We start from the raw sequence: 23,573 nt of genomic DNA, 5'->3' as shown, positions 1-23,573 counted from the left end.
TCAGCCGGCGAGGATACGCTCGATGGCCGGGCGGTTCAGCCCTTTCAGGCCGATGACGACCAGGCGCGAGCGGCGGTCGTCTTCAGCGGTCCAGGCGCGGTCGTAATAGTGGTTGACGCGCGGACCGACGGCCTGCAGCAGGAGCCGCATCGGCTTGCCGCCGACTTCGACGAAACCCTTGACGCGCAACACGTTTTCTTCCTCCGCCGCCGTGGCGACCCGTTGTGCGAGCTCGTCCGGGTTGGACACAGACGCGATGTCGATGACGAACGAGTCAAAATCGTCATGTTCGTGGTCGAGCTCGTCGTCGTGGTGGGTCTTGCGGTTCTCGATGTCGTCCTCGACGGCGAGGCCGAGGCCGAGCAGCACCGACGGGTCGACCTTGCCTTGCGAAGTCGGTACGATCTTCACCGCCCGCGCAACGTGCTTGCCGATGACGGCATTGGCACGGGCCGAGCCGGCTGCGTCCATCAGGTCGCTCTTCGACAGGATGATCAGGTCGGCGCAGGCGAGCTGGTCTTCGAACACTTCCTCGACCGGATCGTCATGGTCGAGCGTCTCGTCCTGCGCGCGCTGGGCCTGCAGGGCGTCCATGTCGTTGGCTACGCGGCCATCAGCCAGCGCCGGTCCGTCGACCACGGCAATGACGCCGTCCACCGTCACGCGGCTTTTCACCGACGGCCACTGGAAGGCCTGGACCAGCGGCTTGGGCAAAGCGAGGCCGGATGTCTCGATCAGGATGTGGTCGACCCTCGGCGTCAGCGACAGGATCTGGTCCAGCGCCGGTACGAAATCATCGGCGACGGTGCAGCAGATGCAACCATTGGCCAGCTCGACGATGTTTTCCTCGGGGCAGGTGTCGATGGCGCAGCCCTTCAGAATCTCGCCGTCGATGCCGATGTCGCCGAACTCGTTGACGATGATGGCCAGGCGCTTGCCTTTGGCGTTTTCGAGCAAATGGCGGATCAACGTCGTCTTGCCGGCGCCGAGAAAGCCGGTGACCACGGTGCAGGAAACGCGTGAAAGGGAGGCAGCGGTCATGTCAGGTCCTTCAAAAGGTCGAGGGGAGGGATGCGGGCAACAAGGCCGCGCTTCAGGCAATCGGGACGGCCGCGCCAAGGAATGAGCCCATCCGTCGAGGTGGCAAACAGCTTTGCCCCGGTGACGAGATCGGCGCCGCTGGTCGTGGTCAGATCACCGAAGACGTAACTCCAGCAGCCGTCGCGCAGCATGGCCGCGCTGAGCCGGCGCTTGCAATTGCCGAGGCATTCGACGGTGCGGATTTTGATGTTTTCGCTGGAAGCGGCGCGGCGCGTGTCCTCTGCGAGCAGTTCGCCGGCGCGCGGATGAGCGTCCGAACCGGTCTCGTCACGGCATGACGAGCAGACGATGACGGTAACGCCGGCCGGGGAATCACCAAGGCCGGACAATAAATCCGCTGTCTCAGCCGGAAAACTGCTGTCGCGTTCCAAATCAGGCTCCTTGCCCGGAAAACCCGCCAGGCGATCGGATTCTTATGTCCTAGACGGCAGGTCTCCTGGCTCGCGGGTCATCGCCTGGGTGCCGCCTTCCCGGGAACATCCCAGTGGTTTTCGGCCTTGGCTCGTCGCTTACAGTTGCGGGGACAGCCGCGGATTTGAAATCGAGATTTCGCACCGCATTCCCTCTTGGCCCTTGCCGTTGCGGGCAGGGGACCGTCTGGAACGGATTTAGGCTTGTGGGGGCAGTCGTGTCAACGCACGTCTATGGCGCGGCGATATCCGCGAGCGGCCGGCCGAGGTCGCCGGCAGCGGTCACCTCGATGCGTTCCAGGCCGAGCCAGCCCTGCATCTGCTTCAATTCTTCGAAAAGCTCGGCTGCGGTTTGCAGCGAGGCGCCGGGCTCCGCATAGGCGGCATGAACGCGCAGTACGCCGGCCGGGCGGTCGGCCCTGAGGTCAACGCGCCCGACGATGCTGTCGCCGAGCAGGAATGGCAGCACATAATAGCCATACCGGCGCTTTTCGGCCGGCGTGTAGATCTCGATGCGGTAGTGGAAATCGAACAACCGCTCGGTGCGCGACCGCTCGAAGACGACAGGATCGAACGGCGCGAGCAAGGCGCGCGCCTCGATCTTGCGCGGCAAACGGGCGTCCTTGTGGAGATAGGCTGTTTTGTTCCAGCCTTCGACGCTCACCGGCAACAGGTCGCCGGCCTCGACCAACTCCTCGATGCGGCCCTTGATGTCGGCGGGCGAGAGGCGGAAATAGTCGCGCAGGTCTCCTGCCGTGGCGATGCCGTGGGCGCGGGCCGAGATGCGCAGCAATTCGCGGTGAGCGTCTTCGGTGGAGGGCGTTGGCAGACTCAGTATTGTTGGCGGCAGCACGCGCTCCGGCAGATCGTAGAACCGTTCGAAGCCGCGGCGATGCGCCGTGGTGATGCGGCCGGCCCAGAACAGCCATTCGAAGGCGTGCTTGGCATGGCTCCAGCCCCACCAGCCGCCCGAACCCTTCTGCCCTTCGAAAGCCGACGCCGCGATCGGGCCTCGTTCGGCGACCTCGCGATAGATGTCTTCGATATAGGCGGCGTGCTCGCGGCCCCATTTGGCCAATCCGCTGTACATTTCGTCGCCGCACTCGGCCCGCTGCATGCGCCAGCGCATCAACGGATAGGTCTCGACCGGCAAGAAGGAGGCTTCGTGCGCCCAATATTCGAAGACCATGCGCTTGCGCGTTACGGCGGCGTCGTCGAGCAGCGCCAGCTTGTAGGGGCCAAGCCGCGAATAGAGCGGCATATAGTGGGCGCGCACCACGGCGCTGACGGAATCGATCTGCAGCAGGCCGGTACGGGCAAGCACGCGGGCCAGATGCCGGCGGTCAGGCGTGCCGGTGGGTCGCGGGTCATTGAATCCCTGTGCCGCGAGCGCGATGCGGCGGGCCGTGGCAAGCGAGATTTTTTCCTTCATGAAGGCGGCATCCGGAGGATTTTAGACAGAGAAAATGACCTGCGATTCCGTGCCATGCTAGCAGGGTTTTGGCGGCATCCATGTCAGGAGAGAAAAGTGGAGTAAAAAGTGAAGGAAATCAAACAGGAGCGGATCGGACCAGTTTTCCCGGATATGCCGTCCAGCACCGCGATTTGAACAAGGTTTGACTTGCTTCGCCGAAAGCGCTGCGCTAACCCTCGCCGCGTTGCAGCATAGAGCCCCCTTAAAACGGTTCAGTGGTTAAACTGTCACGCTTCCGCAAGTGGGTCCGGTGCTGTAATCAGAGTGGATTGGCCGCCAACGGAAACTGCAGCATGAACGCACTTTTAGGTTCGTACCTGCCCATCGTCCTGTTCATCGGCGTGGCGCTGATCGTCGGGCTGGCGCTGCTCGCTGCACCGTTCCTGGTGGCCTACCGCAACCCCGATCCGGAAAAGCTTTCCGCCTATGAGTGCGGCTTCAACTCGTTCGACGACGCCCGCATGAAGTTCGATATCCGCTTCTACCTGGTGTCGATCCTGTTCATCATCTTCGATCTGGAGGTGGCCTTCCTGTTTCCTTGGGCGGTGTCGTTCAGCCAGATCGGCATGCTCGGTTTCTGGTCGATGATGGTGTTTTTGGCGGTGCTGACCATCGGCTTTGCCTATGAATGGAAAAAAGGAGCGCTGGAATGGGATTGAACGACAGTTCCGGTACGCTCGTCGCGCCGAAGCCCAAGGGCCTCATCGACCCCAACACCGGCAGGCCGGTCGGGTCCGACGATCCATTCTTCCTGGAGATCAACAACGAGCTCGCCGACAAGGGCTTTCTCGTCACCTCGACCGAGGCGCTGATCACCTGGGCGCGCAGCGGCTCGCTGATGTTCATGACGTTTGGCCTCGCCTGCTGCGCCGTCGAGATGATCCATACGTCGATGCCGCGCTATGACTCGGAGAGGTTCGGTGTCGCGCCGCGCGCGTCCCCGCGCCAGTCCGACATCATGATCGTCGCCGGCACGCTGACCAACAAGATGGCGCCGGCGCTGCGCAAGGTCTACGATCAGATGCCGGAGCCGCGCTACGTCATCTCGATGGGCTCTTGCGCCAATGGCGGCGGCTATTATCATTATTCCTATTCGGTGGTGCGCGGCTGCGACCGCATCGTGCCGGTCGACATCTACGTGCCCGGCTGTCCGCCGAGCGCCGAAGCGCTGCTCTACGGCATCCTTCTGCTGCAGAAGAAGATCCGCCGCACCGGCACGATCGAGCGGTGAGCGGCATGACCCAGGCGTTGAATGACCTCTCGACCTATCTCGGCGAGAAGCTGATCGGCCGGATCGGCGCGGCGGTGCTCGCCTATGGCGAACTCACTATCTCGGTCGAGCCGCGCGACCTGATCGAGGTGGTGACCTTCCTGCGCGACGACCCGAAATGCCAGTTCATTTCGATCATCGACGTTTGCGGCGCCGATTATCCGTCACGGGCAAAGCGCTTCGACGTCGTCTATCACCTGCTGTCGCCGAAGCAGAATATCCGCATCCGGCTCAAGGTCCAGGCCGACGAAGAGACGCTCGTGCCGTCGATCACCGGGATATATCCCGGCGCCGACTGGTTCGAGCGCGAGACCTACGATCTCTACGGCGTGCTGTTTTCGGGCCATCCCGATCTGCGGCGGATCCTGACCGACTACGGCTTTGAAGGCCATCCGCTGCGCAAGGACTTTCCGCTGACCGGCTTCGTCGAGGTGCGTTACGACGACGAAGCCAAGCGCGTCATCTACGAGCCGGTGGAGCTCAAGCAGGAATTCCGCAATTTCGATTTTCTGTCTCCGTGGGAAGGTACGGATTACGTGCTTCCAGGCGACGAAAAGGCGAAACAATGATAAAAATATCACGGCATTGGCTTCCGATCGTGATCGTATCGTTTTTCGCGCTGTTGGCCGGTGACTTGACGGGTCGAGCGGATAGCATTCCTGACGGCAATTTTGAGTCTAAGCTGCAAAAATATGATCCCAAAGCGGTCAGCGCTGCCTTGCGCTATGTTCGAAATTTCAACATGAACGCAAATTTCAAAGCGATGGCGCCCGCCTTGCGGCAGCAAACGATAGCTGAATTGAAAGGAGCCAATCCCTCGATTTCAGACAGCGATGCGGGTGAGTTTGCTGATGACTTCATCAAGCGAGCATTGCTGGATAACTCGGAGACTCTAGAGCATCTGACGGCGTTGATGCTGCTGGAAGCCTTCGATCCCGATGAAGTGGAGGCGATGGATGACTTTTACGCGTCGCCGATGGGGTCGCGTATTTTGGCAAAGACGCCGGCCTATATGGCCAAACTGCCGTATCTGGCCGAGTACTTCCAAAAAACCATCGTCCCTGAGGCACTCCGGCAGACACAAGCTGCCCTGAAGGCACAGGGTAAGGACATCAAAATCTGATTTGTTGAGGATCGAAGCTCCGGTACTGGGGCAATGAGTATATAGAAAAAATGGCTGAAACCTCCGTCCGCAATTTCAACATTAATTTTGGCCCTCAACACCCTGCGGCGCATGGCGTTTTGCGCCTTGTGCTGGAGCTCGACGGCGAAGTCGTCGATCGCGTCGATCCGCATATCGGTCTGTTGCATCGCGGCACGGAAAAGCTGATCGAGGCCAAGACTTATCTGCAGGCCGTGCCCTATCTCGACCGGCTCGATTATTGCGCGCCGATGAACCAGGAGCATGCCTTTGCGCTTGCCGCGGAGCGGCTGCTCGGTATCGAGGTGCCGAAGCGGGGCCAGTTGATCCGAGTTCTCTATTCGGAAATCGGCCGCATCATGTCGCATATCCTCAACGTGACGACGCAGGCGATGGATGTCGGCGCGCTGACGCCGCCGCTGTGGGGCTTCGTCGAGCGCGAAAAGCTGATGGTGTTCTATGAGCGCGCCTCGGGCTCGCGCATGCATGCTGCCTATTTCCGCCCCGGGGGCGTCCATCAGGATCTGCCGCAGAAGCTGATCGAGGACATCGGCAAGTGGATCGACCCATTCCTGAAATCGGTCGACGATCTCGACGCGCTTTTGACCGGCAACCGTATCTTCAAGCAGCGCAATGTCGACATCGCGACGGTGTCTCTGGCCGACGCATGGGCCTGGGGTTTTTCCGGCGTCATGGTGCGCGGCTCGGGCGCGCCGTGGGACCTGCGCAAATCGCAGCCCTACGAATGCTATGCCGAGCTGGATTTCGACATTCCGATCGGCAAGAACGGCGACTGTTTCGACCGTTATCTGGTACGCATGGAAGAGATGCGGCAGTCGGCGAAAATCATGCGCCAGTGCGTCGACCTGTTGCTCGGCAAGGAAGGCAGCGGGCCGGTGTCTAACCTCGACGGCAAGGTGGTGCCGCCGAAGCGCGCGGCGATGAAGCGCTCGATGGAAGCGCTGATCCATCACTTCAAGCTCTACACCGAAGGCTACCGCGTGCCGGCCGGCGAGGTCTATGCGGCGGTCGAGGCGCCGAAAGGTGAGTTCGGCGTCTATCTGGTCTCCGACGGCACCAACAAACCCTATCGCTGCAAGCTGCGCGCGCCCGGCTTCGCGCACCTCCAGGCCATGGACTTTTTGTGTCGCGGCCACATGTTGGCCGACGTCACCGCCGTTCTCGGCTCCCTCGACATCGTGTTTGGTGAGGTGGATCGGTAGCAATGAACGCGCTTGTCACCGCAGCGGTTCTGACCATGGCGGCCCAAGTTCCTGCTTGGGCCCCGGATGGTCGATTGCTTTCGCGAGACCTGCTCAAGATCGGGTTTGAGCTGGTCTCGGAGGGCGACTTGCTGATGGGGCGTACATACGAGAGGCATGCGCCGATGGATGACGGGATGGGTTTTCATTCTCTTCCGTGTCCGATCGAGTCGTTTGTTGCCCAAGTGCCCAGCCGGCCGAGGCCTTACTGTGTCTCTTGGGTTGACGATCGTTATGATGAATACATCCGTCTGAAGCGCGGTAAGGAAGAGTTTGTATGCGTGTTAGGGCAATCTGAGAACTGCTATCGCGTCTCCAGTTCGGTTCAATAAGAAAACATAAAAGCGAAACTCCATGTCAGTCCGCCGTCTCGCAGAAGCCAGCCTCCAGCCAGCCTCCTTCGCCTTCAACCGGGCGAATGCGGCGGCGGCGAAGCAGTGGATCAAGAAATATCCGAAGGGGCGCGAGCAATCCGCGATTATCCCCTTGCTCATGCTGGCGCAGGAGCAGGAAGGCTGGGTGACCAAGGCGGCGATCGAAACGATCTCCGACATGCTCGACATGCCCTATATCCGTGGGCTGGAAGTCGCCACCTTCTATACGCAGTACCAGCTCAATCCGGTCGGTACCCGCGCGCATATCCAGGTCTGCGGCACCACGCCCTGCATGCTGCGCGGCTCGGAAGCGCTGATGGATGTGTGCCGCTCGAAGATCCATCACGACCAGTTCCACACCAACGACAAGGGCACGCTGTCGTGGGAGGAGGTCGAGTGCCTCGGCGCCTGCGTCAACGCACCGATGGTGATGATATTCAAGGACACCTATGAGGATTTGACGCCGGAGCGGCTTGCCGAGATCATCGACCTCTATGACGCCGGCAAAGGTGCTTCGGTGACGCCAGGACCGCAAAACGGCCGCATCACCTCTGAGCCGGCCAGTGGCCTGACGACCCTCAAGAGCGAAAAGGCGATCCTCAAGGCGACCCGCGACCGGGAAACCAGGGCGGCGACCAAGGCCGCCAAGGATGCAGAGCCGGCGGCTGCCGCCGCAGCATCAGTTCCGCCAGCTGCTCCTGCCGCGCCGGCGCCGGTTGCGCCCTCGAATGCCAGCAAGCCGAAGACCGACGCGGTCGAGACCAACCCGGCGCTGAAATCGCCGTCGGCGACGAAAGTCGCGCCCGCGGCGGAAAGGGCGGCGAGCGTCGCAGCGCCTCTGCATTCGGCCGCCAATGCCAACAAGGCCGAACCGCAGGTCGAGGACGTCTCGAAACAGCGCAAGGGCCCCAAGAACAAGGCCGAGCCGGCGTCTGCTTTCAAAGCGCCGGAGGCCAAGGTCAAACCGGCGAAGGCTGCCGCCAAGGCGGCCAAGCCGTCGCCCGGAAACAGGAGCCGGCCGACCGGCAAGAAGCCGGTCTGAGGAACGAGCAATGCTTCAGGACAGAGACCGCATCTTCAACAACATCTACGGCCGCTTCGACAAGTCGCTGGCCGGCGCCATGGCGCGCGGCGCCTGGGACAACACGCCCGGCATCGTTGCCAAGGGGCGCGAGTGGATCGTCAACGAGATGAAGGCATCGGGCCTGCGCGGCCGCGGCGGCGCCGGTTTCCCGACCGGGCTCAAATGGTCGTTCATGCCCAAGCAAAGCGACGGCCGGCCGAGCTATCTCGTCGTCAATGCCGACGAATCCGAGCCCGGCACCTGCAAGGACCGCGACATACTGCGCCATGACCCGCACACGCTGGTCGAAGGCTGCCTGCTTGCCGGCTTCGCCATGGGCGCGGTCGCCGCCTACATCTATGTGCGCGGCGAGTTCATCCGCGAGCGCGAGGCGCTGCAACGCGCCATAGACGAGGCCTATGCGGCCAAGCTGATCGGCAAGAACAATACCTCCGGCTACGATTTCGACATCTACATGCACCATGGCGCCGGCGCCTATATCTGCGGCGAGGAAACGGCGCTGCTCGAAAGCCTCGAGGGCAAGAAGGGCCAGCCGCGGCTGAAGCCGCCATTTCCGGCCAATGTCGGCCTCTATGGCTGCCCGACGACGGTCAACAATGTCGAGTCCATCGCTGTCGCGCCGACCATCCTGCGCCGCGGTGCCGCCTGGTTCTCGTCCTTCGGTCGGCCCAACAATGTCGGCACCAAGCTGTTCTGCATCTCCGGCCACGTCAACAATCCGTGCACCGTCGAAGAGGCGATGTCGATCCCGTTCCGCGAACTGATCGAGACGCATTGCGGCGGCATTCGCGGCGGCTGGGACAACCTGCTGGCGGTCATTCCGGGCGGCGCCTCGGTGCCGCTGGTGCCGGCCGAGCAGATCATCGACGCGCCGATGGATTTCGACGCGCTGCGCGACCTGAAATCGGGCCTCGGCACGGCGGCTGTCATCGTCATGGACAAATCGACCGATATCGTGAAAGCGATCGCGCGGCTGTCCTATTTCTACAAGCACGAGAGCTGCGGCCAGTGCACGCCCTGCCGTGAGGGCACCGGCTGGATGTGGCGGGTGATGGAACGGCTGGTGCGCGGTGAGGCGCAGAAGCGCGAGATCGACATGCTGCTCGACGTGACGAAGCAGGTCGAGGGCCACACGATCTGTGCGCTGGGCGATGCGGCAGCATGGCCGATCCAGGGCCTGATGCGGCATTTCCGCGGCGAGGTGGAGCGGCGCATCGACGAGTTTTCGCGCAACGCACACCGCGCCGAACCGGTGCTGGCGGCGGCGGAATAGAAGAATTCAAAATGCGGGCGAATGTCCGAAACGAGGAAACGAGCGCGGGGCAGACGGAAACGACCAGGAGACCACCTATGTCGCTGTTTTCGACACCCGACGATTTTACGCCCGATATGGACCCGTTGTTGAAGATGAACCAGGATCTGACCAGGATGATGCCGAAGGAGATGGCCAATGCCGTCAATCTCCTGGCGCATCCTGTCGCGGGCGCGGCGGCGATGACGGCACTCGGCATCGGCCTTGCCAACCACGCCTTTGGTATCTGGATGGGCGTGCTTTCAGGCGCCGCTGAGACCTCGCAGCGGCTTTGGCAACCGGTCGCCGAGGATTTCGAGGCGCGAACGGAACGCTTTTCCGCAACCGGCAAAAGCTCCTCGACAAAGGCGCGCGCGGCGACCAAAACCCTGATTGCCGAGGCGCAGTCCTTTGCCAATGATGTGACCGACATTGCGACGAGCACCGCGGCGCGGAGCTTGGCGAATGCGAGCACCGTTGCAGCGGATGCGTCGGCCGGGCTGATGCCGGAGGATTTCAAGCAGCCCAAGCCGATGGATCGGCCAGCCGAGCCGGCCGACCTCAAGGCGATATCGGGCATCGGGCCGAAACTGGAAAAGGTGCTGAACGGCCTTGGCATCTGGACATACGCCCAGATCGCCGCGTGGACGCCGCAAGAGATCGCCTGGGTCGAAGATTACCTGTCGTTGAAGGGCCGCATCGGCCGTGACGGCTGGATCGGTCAGGCGGCCGCGTTGGCCGGGGACAAAAAGTGAATTCAACATCGTGCGCGGTCTCGGCTGCGCCCGGAAGGAAAGATTGCGGAACGTCCGCAGGGGTTTGAGGCGAAATGGCAAAGCTCAAGGTCGACGGGAAAGAGATCACTGTACCCGACCATTACACGCTGCTGCAGGCGGCCGAGGACGCCGGCGCGGAAGTGCCGCGCTTCTGCTTCCATGAGCGGCTGTCGATCGCCGGCAATTGCCGCATGTGCCTAATTGAGGTGAAAGGCGGCCCGCCCAAGCCGCAGGCGTCCTGCGCCATGGGCGTGCGCGACCTGCGCCCCGGCCCGAACGGCGAGCCGCCGGAAATCTTCACCAACACGCCGATGGTCAAGAAGGCGCGCGAAGGCGTGATGGAATTCCTGCTGATCAACCATCCGCTGGACTGCCCGATCTGCGACCAGGGCGGCGAGTGCGACCTGCAGGACCAGGCGATGGCGTTCGGAGTCGATTCCTCGCGCTACCATGAGAACAAGCGGGCGGTCGAAGACAAGTATATCGGGCCGCTGGTCAAGACGATCATGAACCGCTGCATCCATTGCACGCGCTGCGTCCGCTTTACCACCGAGATTGCCGGCATATCCGAGCTCGGCCTGATCGGCCGCGGCGAGGATGCCGAGATCACCACCTATCTCGAAAGCGCGATGACTTCGGAACTGCAGGGCAATGTCATCGACCTTTGCCCGGTCGGTGCGCTGACCTCCAAACCCTATGCCTTCCAGGCACGGCCGTGGGAACTGACCAAGACCGAATCCATCGACGTGATGGACGCCGTCGGCTCGGCGATCCGCGTCGATAGCCGGGGCCGCGAAGTGATGCGCATCCTGCCGCGTACCAACGAGGCGGTGAACGAGGAATGGATTTCCGACAAGACCCGCTTCATCTGGGACGGCTTGCGCACGCAGCGCCTCGACCGCCCTTATGTCCGCAAGGACGGCAGACTGGCCCCGGCAAGCTGGGCCGAGGCTTTTGCCGCGATCAAGGAAGCGGTGTCGAATGCGGCACCCGAAAAGATCGGTGCCATTGCCGGCGATCTTGCCGCCGTCGAGGAGATCTACGCGCTGAAGCTTCTGATGGCTTCGCTCGGCTCGAAGAACACCGACTGCCGCCAGGACGGCGCCGCACTCGATCCGTCGCTCGGCCGGGCGAGCTATGTGTTCAACCCGACCATCGAAGGCATCGAACAGGCCGATGCGGTGCTGATCATCGGCGCCAATCCGCGCTTCGAGGCATCCTTGCTCAACGCCCGCATCCGCAAGCGCTGGCGGGCCGGCAATCTGCCGGTCGGCGTCATCGGCGATGTCGGCGATACGCGCTATGATTACGAGCAGCTCGGCGCCGGGCCGGAATCGCTGAAGGATCTGGCCGACGGTAACGGCAAGTTCTTCCAGCTGCTGAAGAAGGCGACGCATCCGCTGATCATCGTCGGACAGGGTGCGCTGGCGCGTCCGGACGGGGCGGCCGTGCTCGGCCAGGCGGCGAAGCTCGCCGTCGCCGTCAACGCCGCCAGGGCCGACTGGAACGGCTTTGCCGTGCTGCACACCGCCGCGGCACGCGTCGGCGGCCTCGATGTCGGCTTTGTGCCGGGCAAGGGCGGCAGGAACGTCGCCGGCATGCTGGGCGAGACCGATGTGCTGTTCCTGCTCGGCGCCGACGAAATCGATATGGCCAAGACCGGCGGCGCTTTCGTCGTCTATATCGGCACGCATGGCGACAAGGGCGCACACCGCGCCAACGTCATCCTGCCGGGTGCCGCCTATACCGAGAAGTCGGGCACCTTCGTCAACACCGAAGGCCGCGTGCAGCAGACCAACCGGGCCGGCTTCGCGCCGGGCGAGGCGCGCGAGGACTGGGCGATCGTTCGGGCACTGTCGGATGTGCTCGGCAAGAAGCTGCCGTTCGATTCGCTGCCGCAGCTGCGCGCTAAGCTCTATGCGGAATACCCGCATCTTGCCCGCATCGACCATGTCGCGGCCGGCGACCCGGCCGACATCGCCAGGGTTGCCAAGCTCGGCGGGCGGCTGAACAAGGGCACCTTCACCTCGCCGGTCAAGGATTTCTACCTGACCAACCCGATCGCGCGGGCTTCCGCGGTGATGGCGGAGTGCTCGGCTTTGGCGAAGAACGGCTTCAGGCAGGCGGCGGAGTAGACATGGACACCTTCTTCTCCTTCTACGTGCTGCCGGCGCTGCTGATCCTTTTGAAGTCGGTCGTGCTGATCGTCGTGCTTTTGATCTTCGTCGCCTATGTGCTTTACGCCGACCGCAAGATCTGGGCGGCGGTGCAATTGCGCCGCGGACCGAATGTCGTCGGCCCGTGGGGCACGCTGCAGGCCTTCGCCGACCTTTTGAAATTCGTCTTCAAGGAGCCGGTGATCCCGTCCGGCGCCAACAAGGGCGTTTTCCTGCTGGCGCCCTTGGTGTCGGCGGTGCTGGCGATCTCTGCCTGGGCGGTCATACCGGTCAATGAAGGCTGGGCGATCGCCAACGTCAATGTCGGCATCCTCTATGTCTTCGCCATCTCCTCGCTCGAGGTCTATGGCGTCATCATGGGCGGCTGGGCGTCCAATTCGAAATACCCTTTCCTCGGCGCGCTGCGCTCGGCGGCGCAGATGGTGTCCTACGAAGTCTCCATCGGTTTCGTCATTGTCACCGTGCTGCTTTGCGTCGGCTCGCTCAACCTGTCCGACATCGTCTTGTCGCAACAGGACGGGCTGGGCACGCGGCTCGGCCTGCCCAACACCTTCCTCGACTGGCATTGGCTGTCGCTGTTCCCGATGTTCATCGTCTTCTTCATCTCGGCGTTGGCCGAGACCAACCGGCCGCCCTTCGACCTTGTGGAAGCCGAATCGGAACTTGTCGCCGGCCATATGGTCGAATATTCCTCGACGCCGTTCCTGTTGTTCTTCCTCGGCGAATATGTCGCCGTCGTCCTGATGTGCGCGCTGGCCACCATCCTGTTCCTTGGCGGCTGGCTGCCGCCCTTCAACTTCGCGCCGTTCACCTGGGTGCCGGGGCTGATCTGGTTCGTGCTCAAGGTCTGCCTGGTGTTCTTCATGTTCTCCATGGTGAAGGCGTTCGTGCCGCGCTACCGCTACGACCAGCTGATGCGGCTCGGCTGGAAGGTGTTCCTGCCGATCTCGCTGTTCATGGTGGTCGCCACCGCCGCCTTCCTCAAGATCACGGGGTTTGCGTGATGACATATGAAATTGGGGGAGCGATCGGTGGCGTTGCTTTTGCGGCTGTCGAGTTCTTTCTACTTCGCGCTTACTGGTTGAAGCCCGAACTTCCACTGAAAAACCGACGTGTCCTAAGAGGCGTTGCCTTTTTCGGTTTTGCCTTTCTGCCAATAGTTGGATGGATTCAAGGTATGAAACTTTCGGGAGCCCTTTGATGTCCGCTCTTTCCCAGGCCGCCAAGTCGCTGCTTCTGCAGGATTTCGTCAGCGCTTTCTTCCTGTCGATGCGCCAGTTCTTCGCGCCGAAGGAAACGATAAACTATCCGCATGAAAAGGGGCCGGTCAGCCCGCGCTTCCGTGGCGAACATGCGCTGCGCCGCTACCCGAACGGCGAGGAACGCTGCATCGCCTGCAAACTATGCGAGGCGATCTGCCCGGCGCAGGCCATCACCATCGAAGCCGGCCCACGTCGCAATGACGGCACGCGGCGCACCGTGCGCTACGACATTGATATGGTGAAATGCATTTACTGCGGCTTCTGCCAGGAAGCCTGCCCGGTCGACGCCATTGTCGAGGGCCCGAATTTCGAATTCGCGACGGAGACGCGCGAGGAGCTTTATTACGACAAGGACAGGCTCCTGGCCAATGGCGACCGCTGGGAGCGTGAACTGGCGCGCAACATCTCGCTGGATGCGCCTTACCGCTGATATTTGACGCATGGACGGGGCGAGGGCCCTCGTTTAAGGAACACGCAACTTGCCGACCGGAGGCGGTGGCAAAAAACAGGACGAACGTCCTGTTCTGACAGGAAACCCGGGGGAACCCATGCTGAGTGGACTAGAGGCGGCCTTTTTCTACCTCTTCGCCTTTGTCGCGGTGGCATCGGCGTTCATGGTCATATCGGCGCGCAATCCCGTGCATTCGGTGCTGTTCCTGATCCTGACCTTCTTCAACGCCGCCGGCCTTTTCATGCTGACCGGCGCCGAGTTCCTGGCGATGATCCTGCTCGTCGTCTATGTCGGCGCGGTGCTGGTGCTGTTCCTGTTCGTCGTCATGATGCTCGACGTCGACTTCGCCGAAATGAAGGAAGGCGCCCTGCAATATGCACCGATCGGCGCGCTGGTCGGGCTGATCCTGGCGGCGGAGCTGATCGTGGTGCTCGGCGGCTATACATTCGCGCCGAAACTGGCGGCGACGGTCGCCAAGCCCATTCCGGACCTGGCCGCGCGCTCGAACACGGCAGCGCTCGGCGACATCCTCTATACGGATTACCTCTATTACTTCCAGGTGGCGGGGCTGGTGCTGCTGGTCGCCATGATCGGCGCCATCGTGCTGACGCTGCGCCACAAGCCGGGCGTCAAGCGGCAGTCGATCGCCGCCCAGGTCGGCCGCACGGCGGCAACCGGAGTGGAAATCCGCAAGGTCAAGACGGGCGAAGGAGTCTGAGATGGTCGTCGGCATCGCGCACTACCTGACCGTATCGGCGATCCTGTTCACGCTCGGCGTGTTCGGCATCTTCCTGAACCGCAGGAACGTCATCGTCATCCTGATGTCGATCGAGCTGATCCTGCTTGCCGTCAACATCAATTTCGTCGCCTTCTCGGCGGCGCTCGGCGACCTGGTCGGCCAGGTGTTCGCACTGTTCGTGCTGACGGTCGCGGCGGCCGAAGCGGCGATCGGCCTTGCCATTCTCGTCGTCTTCTTCCGCAACCGCGGCTCGATCGCGGTCGAAGACGTGAACATGATGAAGGGTTGACGGAACCACCATGTATCAGGCCATCGTCTTCCTTCCGCTGCTCGGCTTCTTGATCGTCGGCCTGTTCGGCACTTCGCTCGGCGCCAAGGCTTCAGAATACATCACCTCCGGCTTCCTGGTGATCGCGGCTGTGCTGTCGTGGGTCGCCTTCTTCTCGGTCGGCTTCGGCGGCGGCGAGGTGTTCACCGTGCCGGTGATGCGCTGGATCCAGTCGGGCGGGCTGGAGGCGTCCTGGGCGCTAAGGATCGACACGCTGACGGTGGTCATGCTGGTCGTCGTCAACACGGTGTCGTCGCTGGTCCATATCTACTCGATCGGCTACATGCATCACGATCCGGACCGGCCGCGCTTCTTCGCCTATCTGTCGCTGTTTACCTTCGCCATGCTGATGCTGGTGACGGCCGACAACCTCGTGCAGATGTTCTTCGGCTGGGAAGGCGTCGGCCTTGCCTCCTATCTGCTGATCGGCTTCTGGTACAAGAAGCCGTCGGCCAATGCGGCTGCAATCAAGGCCTTCGTCGTCAACCGCGTCGGTGATTTCGGCTTTGCGCTCGGCATATTCGGCGTGTTCGTGCTGTTCGGCTCGGTCAATCTCGGCACCATCTTCGCCAATGCGGCGACGTTCATTCCGGCCGAAGGCGCGCCGCAAGGTGCGGCCGTGCTGACCTTCCTCGGCTATGCGCTCGACAAGCAGGCTGCGATGACGGTCGTCTGCCTGCTCCTGTTCATGGGCGCCATGGGCAAGTCGGCGCAGGTGCCGCTTCACACCTGGCTGCCGGATGCCATGGAAGGCCCGACGCCGGTCTCGGCACTAATCCATGCCGCGACCATGGTGACGGCAGGCGTGTTCATGCTGGCGCGGTTGTCGCCGCTGTTCGAGCTGTCGCATTCGGCATTGACCGTGGTCACTTTCATCGGCGCCTTCACCGCCTTCTTCGCGGCGACAGTCGGTCTCGTCCAGAACGACATCAAGCGCGTCATCGCCTATTCGACCTGTTCGCAGCTCGGCTACATGTTCGTGGCGCTCGGCGTCGGCGCCTATGGCGCGGCGATTTTCCATCTGTTCACCCACGCCTTCTTCAAGGCGCTGCTGTTCCTCGGCTCGGGCTCGGTCATCCACGCCGTCTCCGACGAGCAGGACATGCGCAAAATGGGCGGCCTGAGGACGCTCATCCCGAAGACCTACTGGATGATGGTGATCGGCACGCTGGCGCTGACCGGTGTCGGCATTCCGGTAACGATCATCGGCACCGCCGGCTTCTTCTCCAAGGACGCCATCATCGAAGCGGCCTTCGCCGGCCACAATGCGGTCGCCGCGTTTGCCTTCATATTGCTGGTCATTGCCGCCTGCTTCACCTCGTTCTACTCTTGGCGGCTGATCTTCATGACCTTCCACGGCGAGCCGCGGGCCAGCCACGAGGTCATGCATCATGTCCATGAATCGCCACCGCTCATGCTGGTGCCGCTGTTCATCCTGGCGGCGGGCGCTCTGTTCGCCGGCGTGATCTTCCACGGCGCCTTCATCGGCGAGGGCTATGCCGAATTCTGGAAGGCGTCGCTGTTCACGCTGCCGGACAACCACATCCTGCACGAAATCCACGAAGTGCCGTTGTGGGTCGAGCTGTCACCGTTCATCGCCATGCTGATCGGCTTTGCGATTGCCTGGCAGTTCTATATTCGCGCGCCGGAAATGCCTCGGAGCGTCGCCGCCAACCATCGCCTGCTCTACGCCTTCCTGCTCAACAAATGGTATTTCGACGAGCTCTACGACTTCCTGTTCGTGCGGCCGGCAAAGCGCCTCGGCAGCTTCCTGTGGAAGACCGGCGACGGCACCGTCATCGATGGGCTTGGGCCGGACGGCATTTCGGCGCGCGTCGTCGACGTCACCAACCGGGTCGTCAAGCTGCAGACCGGCTACCTCTATCACTATGCCTTCGCCATGCTGATCGGCGTTGCCGCACTCGTCACCTGGATGATGCTCTGATGACCGCCTGGCCGATCCTATCGCTGGTCACCTTCCTGCCGCTGGTTGGTGTGCTTCTCATCCTTTTCGTGCGTGACGACAGCGAGAACGCGCGCCGCAACATCCGCGCCATCGCGCTGTTCACGACTGCGTTCACCTTCGTGGTTTCGCTGTTTATCTGGACCGGCTTCGACAATTCGCAGCCCGGCTTCCAGTTCGTCGAGAAGTTTGCCTGGCTGGATTCCGGCATCTCCTACCATATGGGCGTAGACGGCATCTCCATGCTGTTCGTCATCCTGACCACCTTCCTGATGCCGCTCTGCATCCTCGCCTCGTGGGAATCGATCGAGAAGCGCGTCAAGGCCTATATGATCGCCTTCCTGCTGCTCGAGACGCTGATGATCGGCGTGTTCTGCGCGCTCGACATCGTCTTGTTCTACGTCTTCTTCGAAGCCGGCCTGATCCCGATGTTCATCATCATCGGCGTGTGGGGCGGCAAGCGGCGCGTCTATGCCTCGTTCAAGTTCTTCCTCTATACGCTGGCCGGCTCGGTGCTGATGCTGCTCGCCATCATGGCGATGTTCTTCCAGTCCGGCACCACCGATATCCCGACGCTTCTGACGCATAACTTCCCAGCCAATATGCAGACCTGGCTATGGCTTGCCTTCTTCGCGTCCTTCGCGGTGAAGATGCCGATGTGGCCGGTGCATACCTGGCTGCCGGACGCACATGTCGAGGCGCCGACGGCCGGCTCGGTGATCCTGGCCGCCATCCTGCTCAAGATGGGCGGGTACGGCTTCCTGCGTTTTTCGCTGCCGATGTTTCCGATCGCATCCGAAATGTTCGCGCCGCTGATCTTCACGCTTTCCGTCGTCGCCATCATCTACACCTCGCTGGTGGCGCTGATGCAGGAGGACATGAAGAAGCTGATCGCCTATTCGTCGGTCGCTCACATGGGCTTCGTCACCATGGGAATCTTCGCGATGAACCAGGAAGGCGTCCAGGGTTCGATCTTCCAGATGCTGTCGCACGGCCTGGTCTCCGGCGCGCTGTTCCTCTGCGTCGGCGTCGTCTACGACCGCATGCACACGCGTGACATCGACGCCTATGGCGGGTTGGTCAACAACATGCCGAAATATGCAACCGTGTTCATGATCTTCACCATGGCCAATGTCGGCCTGCCCGGCACCAGCGGCTTCGTCGGCGAGTTCCTGACCATGCTCGGCGTGTTCCGGGTCAACACCTGGGTGGCGTTCTTCGCCGCCACCGGCGTCGTCCTTTCGGCGGCCTATGCGCTCTGGCTCTACCGCAAGGTGATCTTCGGCGCGCTGACCAAGGAAAGCCTGAAAGGCCTGCTCGACCTGTCGACGCGCGAGAAGGTGATCATCTATCCGCTGGTCGCGCTGGTCATCTTCTTCGGCGTCTATCCGGCGCCGATCTTCGACGCGACCGCCGAATCGGTCAAGGCGCTCGTTACCAATGTCACCGCATCCATCGGCGCCGCGCAGACCGCGGCGGCGAACTGACTGGGGGTTTGCGAACCATGACGCCGGACCTTCTCTCAAGCCTGTCGCTCTCGACGCCAGAGCTGATCCTCGCCATCGGCGCCTTGGCGCTGTTGATGCTCGGCGCCTATTCGCGCGCCAACACCACTGTCACGGTGAGCGGCCTTGCTGTTGCCGTGCTGGTGATCGCCGGCGCCTGGCTGATCTTTTCCCCAGGGCAGGGCAATGCCTATGGCGAAGCCTTCATCCAGGACCCATTCGCCCGCTTCATGAAGGTGCTGGCGCTGATCGGCTCGGCGGTGACGCTGGTCATGTCGGTCCGCTTTGCCCAGGCGGAGCGTTTCGACAAGTTCGAATATCCGGTGCTGATCCTGCTCTGCACGCTCGGCATGATGCTGATGATCTCGGCCAACGGCATGATCGGGCTCTATCTCGGCCTCGAGCTGCAATCGCTGGCGATCTACGTGCTGGCGGCGATCAACCGCGACAATCTGCGCTCGACCGAGGCTGGGCTGAAGTACTTCGTCCTTGGCGCGCTGTCGTCGGGCATGCTGCTTTACGGCATCTCGCTGGTCTACGGCTACACCGGCAACACCGGCTTCCAGGAGATCGCCGCGGCGCTGAGCGGCGGCGAGCGCCAGCTCGGCCTCGTCTTCGGCCTGGTTTTTGTGCTGGCCGGCCTTGCCTTCAAGATCTCGGCGGTGCCGTTCCATATGTGGACGCCCGACGTCTATGAGGGCGCGCCGACGCCGGTGACGGCTTTTCTGGCGGCGGCACCGAAGATGGCGGCAATGGCGCTGATGGTGCGCGTCACCATGGGCGCCTTCAAGCCGATCGCCGCCGACTGGCAGCAGATCATCGTCTTCATCTCGATCGCCTCGATGGCGCTTGGTGCCTTTGCGGCCATCGGCCAGACCAACATCAAACGGCTGATGGCCTATTCCTCCATCGGTCATATGGGTTATGCGCTGGTCGGCCTTGCCGCGAACAGCCAGGACGGCGTGCGCGGCGTCGCCATCTACATGCTGATCTATCTGGTGATGACGCTCGGCACCTTCGCCTTCATCCTCGCCATGCGGCGCAAGGAGGGCAATGTCGAGCAGATCAGCGATCTCGCCGGCCTGTCGGCAACCAATCCGATCATGGCGACGATCCTCACCATCCTGATGTTCTCGCTGGCCGGTATCCCGCCACTCGCCGGCTTCTGGGGGAAATGGTACGTGTTCCTCGCCGCCATCAATGCCAACCTCTACGCGCTGGCGATCATCGGCGTGCTGGCGTCTGTGGTGGGCGCCTATTATTATCTGCGCATCATCAAGATCATGTGGTTCGACGAACCGGTCGGCGGCTTCGTGCCGATGGCGACCGAACTGCGCGTCGTACTCGGCGCCTGCGGCGCTTTCGTGCTGTTCTACGTGCTGATCGGCGGCCCGATCGGAACCTACGCCGCTGCCGCAGCCAAGACCTTCTTCTGACGGAATGACGTTCAGGCTGGCTCCAACCGCGGCTTCGGACGGGTTCCGGCTCGAGGCGCACGACACGGTCGGCTCCACCAATGCGCTGGCGCTGGAGCACGCGCGGGCCGGCGATCCGGGCAAACTCTGGGTCGTCTCAAAAAAGCAGGAAGCCGGGCGTGGCCGCCGTGGCCGCGCCTGGGCGACGCCCGAGGGCAATCTGGCAGCGACGCTGCTGGTGATCACCAACACCGAGCTTCGGCTTGCCGCGACGCTCGGCTTCGTTGCCGGACTGGCGCTGGCCGACGCGCTCGACGCTGTCGTGCCGAAGGGCAGGATCGGGATCGGCCTCGATGGTGCGAGCCAAGGCAAGAACCGTTTCGAACTGAAATGGCCGAACGATGTGCTTGCCTCGGGCGCCAAGCTCGCCGGCATCCTGCTGGAATCGGCGATGCTCGATGGCGACCGTTCGGCGGTGGCTGTCGGTATCGGCGTCAACGTGGTGGCTTATCCCAAGGATTTGCCTTATCCAGCGACGTCGCTCAGCGCGCTGGGGTCTGCTTGCGATGCCGAGACGCTGTTTCTGGCGCTGTCGGATGCCTGGAGCGAGAATGCGCGGCTGTGGAACGAAGGGCGTGGGCTTGCCGCCGTCAGGCGGCGGTGGCTGGCGCGTGCGGCGGGGCTTGGCGGGCAGGTTGCTGTCAGAATTGACGGTAATGTGGTGCGCGGCACCTTCGAGACCATTGACGAGGACTGCCGTTTCGTGATCCGCGACGATGAAGGTTCGGTTCTGACGATCGCCGCCGGCGACGTGCATTTCGGCGCGGTTGCCTCGGCCGGCGTTTGACCGGCCAATACGTTTGACTGGCCAGGTATTTGACCAGCTTGAATTTGACCGGCCGACAATTTTGACCGGCCCGCAATTTTGACCGGCAAGGAAGGAAAGACCATGGCGACAGCGGAAAACGCCGAACTTGTCTTCGTGCCGCTCGGCGGTGTCGGCGAGATCGGCATGAACTTTGCCCTCTATGGCTATGGACCGGCCAATGCGCGCGAATGGATCGTGGTCGACGTCGGCGTCACCTTTCCCGATGCAACCCTGCCCGGCGTCGACCTGGTTCTGCCCGACACACGCTTCATCGAGGAGAATGTCGCCAATCTGCGCGGCATCGTCATCACCCATGCGCATGAGGACCATTACGGCGCGCTCCACGACATCTGGCCGAAGCTCAAGGCGCCGGTGTGGATGACGCCGTTCAGCGCCGGCCTGCTGGAAGCCAAGCGGCAGGGCGAGCAAGGGGCGCCGAAGATCCCGGTGACGATCTACCGGGCCGGCGAGAAATTCACCGTTGGCCCGTTCGAGATCGAGGCCATCCCTGTTGCGCACTCCATTCCCGAACCGATGTCGCTGGCGATCACGACGCCGGCCGGTGTCGTCATCCATACCGGCGACTGGAAGATCGATCCGGCGCCGACGGTCGGGCCGATGACCGACGAGGCGCGCTTCCGAGCCTATGGCGACAAGGGCGTGCTGGCGCTGGTCTGCGATTCCACCAATGCGATGCGGGAAGGGGAATCGCCGTCCGAAGTGGCGGTGGGCGAGGGCCTCAAGAGCGTCATCCAGAACGCCAAGGGCCGGGTCGCCGTCACCAGCTTCTCCTCCAATGTCGGGCGTATCGTCTCCATCGCCAAGGCGGCGCGGGATGCCGGCCGCCAGTGCCTGGTGATTGGCCGCTCGATGAAGCGAGTCATCGATGTGGCTGATGAACTCGGCTATATGGACGGGTTGCCGGAATTCATCGCCGAGGAGGATTACGGCTTCATCCCGCGCGAAAACCTCGTCATCATCTGCACCGGCAGCCAGGGCGAGCCGCTTGCCGCACTTGCCAAGCTGTCGCGCGACGAGATGAAGTCGGTGGCGCTGACGGCCGGCGACACGGTGGTGTTTTCCTCGCGCACCATTCCCGGCAACGAGAAGGCGATCCTCGAAATCAAGAACCGCCTGATCGATCTCGGCATCAAGATCATCGAGGACGGCGATGCGCTGGTGCATGTCTCCGGCCATCCACGCCGCAGCGAATTGCGCAAGATGTATGAATGGGTACGGCCGCAGATCGGCGTTCCCGTGCATGGCGAAGCGGCGCATCTGGTGGCGCAGGGCTCGCTGATGTCGACGTCCGGCATCGGCCAGGTCGCGCAGGTGCGCGACGGCGACATGCTCAGGCTGTATCCGGGTGCCGCCGCCATCATCGACCAGGTGCCGTTCGGCCGCATCTACAAGGACGGAAGGCTGATCGGCAGCGACCAGGCGATGGGCATTCGCGATCGCCGCAAGCTGTCCTTCGCCGGCCATGTCGCCGTCAATGTCGTGCTCGACGACAAATACGAGCTTGCCGGCGATCCCGATCTGGTCGCCATCGGCGTCGCCGAGGCCGACGGCAGCGGCGAGAGCCTGGAAGACCTGATGATCGATGCGGCAATCGGCGCCGTGGACTCCATCCCCCGCCAGCGCCGAAAAGACCTCGACCTGGTCCAGGAGGCGGTGCGCCGCGCGGTGCGCGGCGCGGCCAACGAAGCCTGGGGCAAGAAGCCGCTGGTGACGGTGTTCGTCACAAGATGAGGGAGTAGGGGAGTATGGCAGTAGGGGAGTAGGGAAGAACAGATAGTTTGCACTCTCCAAACTTGTTTTCCCTACTCCCGTACTCCCCTATTCCCCTACTCCCCTAACCGGGAGCACTCTATGCTCGGACGCCTCAACCATGTCGCGCTTGCGGTGCCGGATCTGGCCGCGGCTGCGGCGGTCTATCGCGATACGCTTGGCGCGCGCGTGACCGCGCCGCAGGCGCTGCCGGAGCATGGCGTTACGGTGGTGTTCGTCGATGTCGGCAACACCAGGATCGAGTTGCTCGAGCCGCTCGGCGAAGCCTCGCCGATCGCCGCATTCCTCGCGAAGAATCCGTCCGGCGGCATGCACCATGTCTGCTATGAGGTGGACGACATTGTTGCGGCGCGCGACCGTCTCAAGGCCAGCGGCGCGCGCGTGCTCGGCGACGGCAATCCGAAGATCGGCGCACATGGCAAGCCGGTATTGTTTCTGCACCCCAAGGATTTCTTCGGCACGCTGGTCGAACTGGAGCAAGCATGAGTTGGGTTTCGTTTATCGCCCTGTTCTTCGCCACATGGTGGGTGGTGTTGTTCGCCGTCCTGCCGTTCAGCATGCGGACGCAGGACGAGGATCGGGACGTGACGCTTGGCACGGTTCCGAGCGCACCGCGCGGACCGCACATGCTGCGCGCCGCGCTGCGCACGACGATCGCCACGCTGGTCCTCATGGGTATCTTCTACGGCATCACGAGAGGGCTTGGCCTCGGTATCGACGACATCCCGCACATCGTGCCGGATTTCAACCAGAGCCCAGCGCATTAGCCGGCTACCTATCGTGTCCGACTATCCCAGCCTAGCCGAGGCTCTGAAATCAAGCTGAGCCAGCAAGGTCAACCCAAAGTAAAGGCCGGGGCGGGTTTGGGCTGACGCAACGTCATGTGGTTTG

At 62.6% G+C, this 23,573-nt stretch carries 24 protein-coding genes and 1 riboswitch; of the genes, 21 read left to right on the top strand and 3 right to left on the bottom strand.

Going from position 1 to position 23,573, the window contains the following annotated elements:
- The 3 genes from cobW to NKH33_RS10985 all read right to left on the bottom strand — a co-directional run bounded on the left by cobW (position 1) and on the right by NKH33_RS10985 (position 2,943).
- Positions 1 to 1,041 (bottom strand): cobalamin biosynthesis protein CobW, encoded by a 1,041-nt coding sequence (gene cobW / locus NKH33_RS10995; protein ID WP_352817129.1) that lies wholly within the window; start codon positions 1,039 to 1,041, stop codon positions 1 to 3.
- Positions 1,038 to 1,472, bottom strand: a complete 435-nt coding sequence (locus NKH33_RS10990; RefSeq protein WP_352817126.1) for a DUF1636 family protein — start codon at positions 1,470 to 1,472, stop codon at positions 1,038 to 1,040. The genes cobW and NKH33_RS10990 overlap by 4 nt, the downstream gene beginning before the upstream one ends.
- A 38-nt stretch (positions 1,473 to 1,510) precedes the next feature.
- Positions 1,511 to 1,714: riboswitch (cobalamin riboswitch) on the bottom strand.
- Positions 1,715 to 1,743: 29 nt separating this feature from the next.
- Positions 1,744 to 2,943 (bottom strand): winged helix-turn-helix domain-containing protein, encoded by a 1,200-nt coding sequence (locus tag NKH33_RS10985; RefSeq protein ID WP_352817123.1) that lies wholly within the window; start codon positions 2,941 to 2,943, stop codon positions 1,744 to 1,746.
- Positions 2,944 to 3,278: 335 nt separating this feature from the next.
- Here NKH33_RS10985 and NKH33_RS10980 point away from each other — a divergent pair, with 335 nt between their 5' ends.
- The 21 genes from NKH33_RS10980 to NKH33_RS10880 all read left to right on the top strand — a co-directional run bounded on the left by NKH33_RS10980 (position 3,279) and on the right by NKH33_RS10880 (position 23,449).
- Positions 3,279 to 3,644 carry an NADH-quinone oxidoreductase subunit A gene (locus NKH33_RS10980; RefSeq protein ID WP_023676631.1) on the top strand — a complete coding sequence of 122 codons (366 nt, stop codon included), beginning with the start codon at positions 3,279 to 3,281 and terminating at the stop codon, positions 3,642 to 3,644.
- Positions 3,635 to 4,216, top strand: a complete 582-nt coding sequence (locus NKH33_RS10975) for a NuoB/complex I 20 kDa subunit family protein (RefSeq protein ID WP_023670824.1) — start codon at positions 3,635 to 3,637, stop codon at positions 4,214 to 4,216. The genes NKH33_RS10980 and NKH33_RS10975 overlap by 10 nt, the downstream gene beginning before the upstream one ends.
- Before the next feature lie 5 nt (positions 4,217 to 4,221).
- Positions 4,222 to 4,824, top strand: a complete 603-nt coding sequence (locus NKH33_RS10970) for an NADH-quinone oxidoreductase subunit C (RefSeq protein ID WP_352470230.1) — start codon at positions 4,222 to 4,224, stop codon at positions 4,822 to 4,824.
- Complete coding sequence (locus tag NKH33_RS10965) at positions 4,821 to 5,378, top strand: DUF2059 domain-containing protein (RefSeq protein WP_352470231.1); 558 nt, start codon at positions 4,821 to 4,823, stop codon at positions 5,376 to 5,378. The genes NKH33_RS10970 and NKH33_RS10965 overlap by 4 nt, the downstream gene beginning before the upstream one ends.
- Positions 5,379 to 5,428: 50 nt before the next feature.
- Entirely contained in the window at positions 5,429 to 6,619 is a 1,191-nt protein-coding gene (locus tag NKH33_RS10960; RefSeq protein WP_352470232.1) for an NADH-quinone oxidoreductase subunit D, read from the top strand.
- A 2-nt stretch (positions 6,620 to 6,621) separates the two neighbouring features.
- Positions 6,622 to 6,990 carry a hypothetical protein gene (locus tag NKH33_RS10955; protein WP_352919428.1) on the top strand — a complete coding sequence of 123 codons (369 nt, stop codon included), beginning with the start codon at positions 6,622 to 6,624 and terminating at the stop codon, positions 6,988 to 6,990.
- Between the two features lie 22 nt (positions 6,991 to 7,012).
- A complete protein-coding gene (nuoE, locus tag NKH33_RS10950) occupies positions 7,013 to 8,074 on the top strand; it encodes an NADH-quinone oxidoreductase subunit NuoE (RefSeq protein WP_352919425.1) in 1,062 nt (353 codons plus the stop codon).
- Positions 8,075 to 8,084: 10 nt separating this feature from the next.
- Complete coding sequence (gene nuoF, locus NKH33_RS10945) at positions 8,085 to 9,389, top strand: NADH-quinone oxidoreductase subunit NuoF (RefSeq protein ID WP_023676626.1); 1,305 nt, start codon at positions 8,085 to 8,087, stop codon at positions 9,387 to 9,389.
- A 77-nt stretch (positions 9,390 to 9,466) separates the two neighbouring features.
- Positions 9,467 to 10,162 (top strand): helix-hairpin-helix domain-containing protein, encoded by a 696-nt coding sequence (locus NKH33_RS10940; protein WP_352919422.1) that lies wholly within the window; start codon positions 9,467 to 9,469, stop codon positions 10,160 to 10,162.
- Between the two features lie 74 nt (positions 10,163 to 10,236).
- Complete coding sequence (nuoG, locus tag NKH33_RS10935) at positions 10,237 to 12,318, top strand: NADH-quinone oxidoreductase subunit NuoG (RefSeq protein ID WP_352919419.1); 2,082 nt, start codon at positions 10,237 to 10,239, stop codon at positions 12,316 to 12,318.
- 2 nt (positions 12,319 to 12,320) lie between these two features.
- On the top strand, positions 12,321 to 13,364 hold the full coding sequence (nuoH, locus tag NKH33_RS10930) for an NADH-quinone oxidoreductase subunit NuoH (RefSeq protein ID WP_292663045.1): 1,044 nt from the start codon (positions 12,321 to 12,323) through the stop codon (positions 13,362 to 13,364).
- A gap of 196 nt (positions 13,365 to 13,560) precedes the next feature.
- The gene (nuoI, locus tag NKH33_RS10925; protein ID WP_023676622.1) at positions 13,561 to 14,052 is read left to right on the top strand and encodes an NADH-quinone oxidoreductase subunit NuoI; all 492 of its coding nucleotides are present in this window, start codon (positions 13,561 to 13,563) and stop codon (positions 14,050 to 14,052) included.
- 118 nt (positions 14,053 to 14,170) lie between these two features.
- Positions 14,171 to 14,791, top strand: coding sequence for an NADH-quinone oxidoreductase subunit J (locus NKH33_RS10920; RefSeq protein ID WP_023676621.1), 621 nt, complete (start codon positions 14,171 to 14,173; stop codon positions 14,789 to 14,791).
- Between the two features lies 1 nt (position 14,792).
- A complete protein-coding gene (gene nuoK / locus NKH33_RS10915) occupies positions 14,793 to 15,101 on the top strand; it encodes an NADH-quinone oxidoreductase subunit NuoK (RefSeq protein ID WP_023676620.1) in 309 nt (102 codons plus the stop codon).
- A 10-nt stretch (positions 15,102 to 15,111) separates the two neighbouring features.
- Complete coding sequence (gene nuoL, locus NKH33_RS10910; RefSeq protein WP_352919416.1) at positions 15,112 to 17,085, top strand: NADH-quinone oxidoreductase subunit L; 1,974 nt, start codon at positions 15,112 to 15,114, stop codon at positions 17,083 to 17,085.
- Complete coding sequence (locus NKH33_RS10905; RefSeq protein ID WP_352681670.1) at positions 17,085 to 18,590, top strand: NADH-quinone oxidoreductase subunit M; 1,506 nt, start codon at positions 17,085 to 17,087, stop codon at positions 18,588 to 18,590. The genes nuoL and NKH33_RS10905 overlap by 1 nt, the downstream gene beginning before the upstream one ends.
- A gap of 17 nt (positions 18,591 to 18,607) precedes the next feature.
- Positions 18,608 to 20,044 carry an NADH-quinone oxidoreductase subunit NuoN gene (gene nuoN, locus NKH33_RS10900; protein WP_352539624.1) on the top strand — a complete coding sequence of 479 codons (1,437 nt, stop codon included), beginning with the start codon at positions 18,608 to 18,610 and terminating at the stop codon, positions 20,042 to 20,044.
- A gap of 4 nt (positions 20,045 to 20,048) precedes the next feature.
- Complete coding sequence (locus NKH33_RS10895) at positions 20,049 to 20,870, top strand: biotin--[acetyl-CoA-carboxylase] ligase (protein WP_352470240.1); 822 nt, start codon at positions 20,049 to 20,051, stop codon at positions 20,868 to 20,870.
- 102 nt (positions 20,871 to 20,972) lie between these two features.
- On the top strand, positions 20,973 to 22,643 hold the full coding sequence (locus tag NKH33_RS10890) for a ribonuclease J (protein WP_352919412.1): 1,671 nt from the start codon (positions 20,973 to 20,975) through the stop codon (positions 22,641 to 22,643).
- Between the two features lie 120 nt (positions 22,644 to 22,763).
- On the top strand, positions 22,764 to 23,168 hold the full coding sequence (mce, locus tag NKH33_RS10885; protein WP_352450005.1) for a methylmalonyl-CoA epimerase: 405 nt from the start codon (positions 22,764 to 22,766) through the stop codon (positions 23,166 to 23,168).
- The gene (locus NKH33_RS10880) at positions 23,165 to 23,449 is read left to right on the top strand and encodes a DUF1467 family protein (protein ID WP_352470241.1); all 285 of its coding nucleotides are present in this window, start codon (positions 23,165 to 23,167) and stop codon (positions 23,447 to 23,449) included. Before mce ends, NKH33_RS10880 begins: the two co-directional genes overlap by 4 nt.
- Positions 23,450 to 23,573 lie beyond the last annotated feature (124 nt).

It is taken from the genome of Mesorhizobium sp. M1182 (genome assembly GCF_040318335.1).
GTDB lineage: Bacteria > Pseudomonadota > Alphaproteobacteria > Rhizobiales > Rhizobiaceae > Mesorhizobium.
The sequence above is the reverse complement of the archived record's forward strand: the minus strand, read 5'-3'. Positions and strand labels throughout refer to the sequence as shown.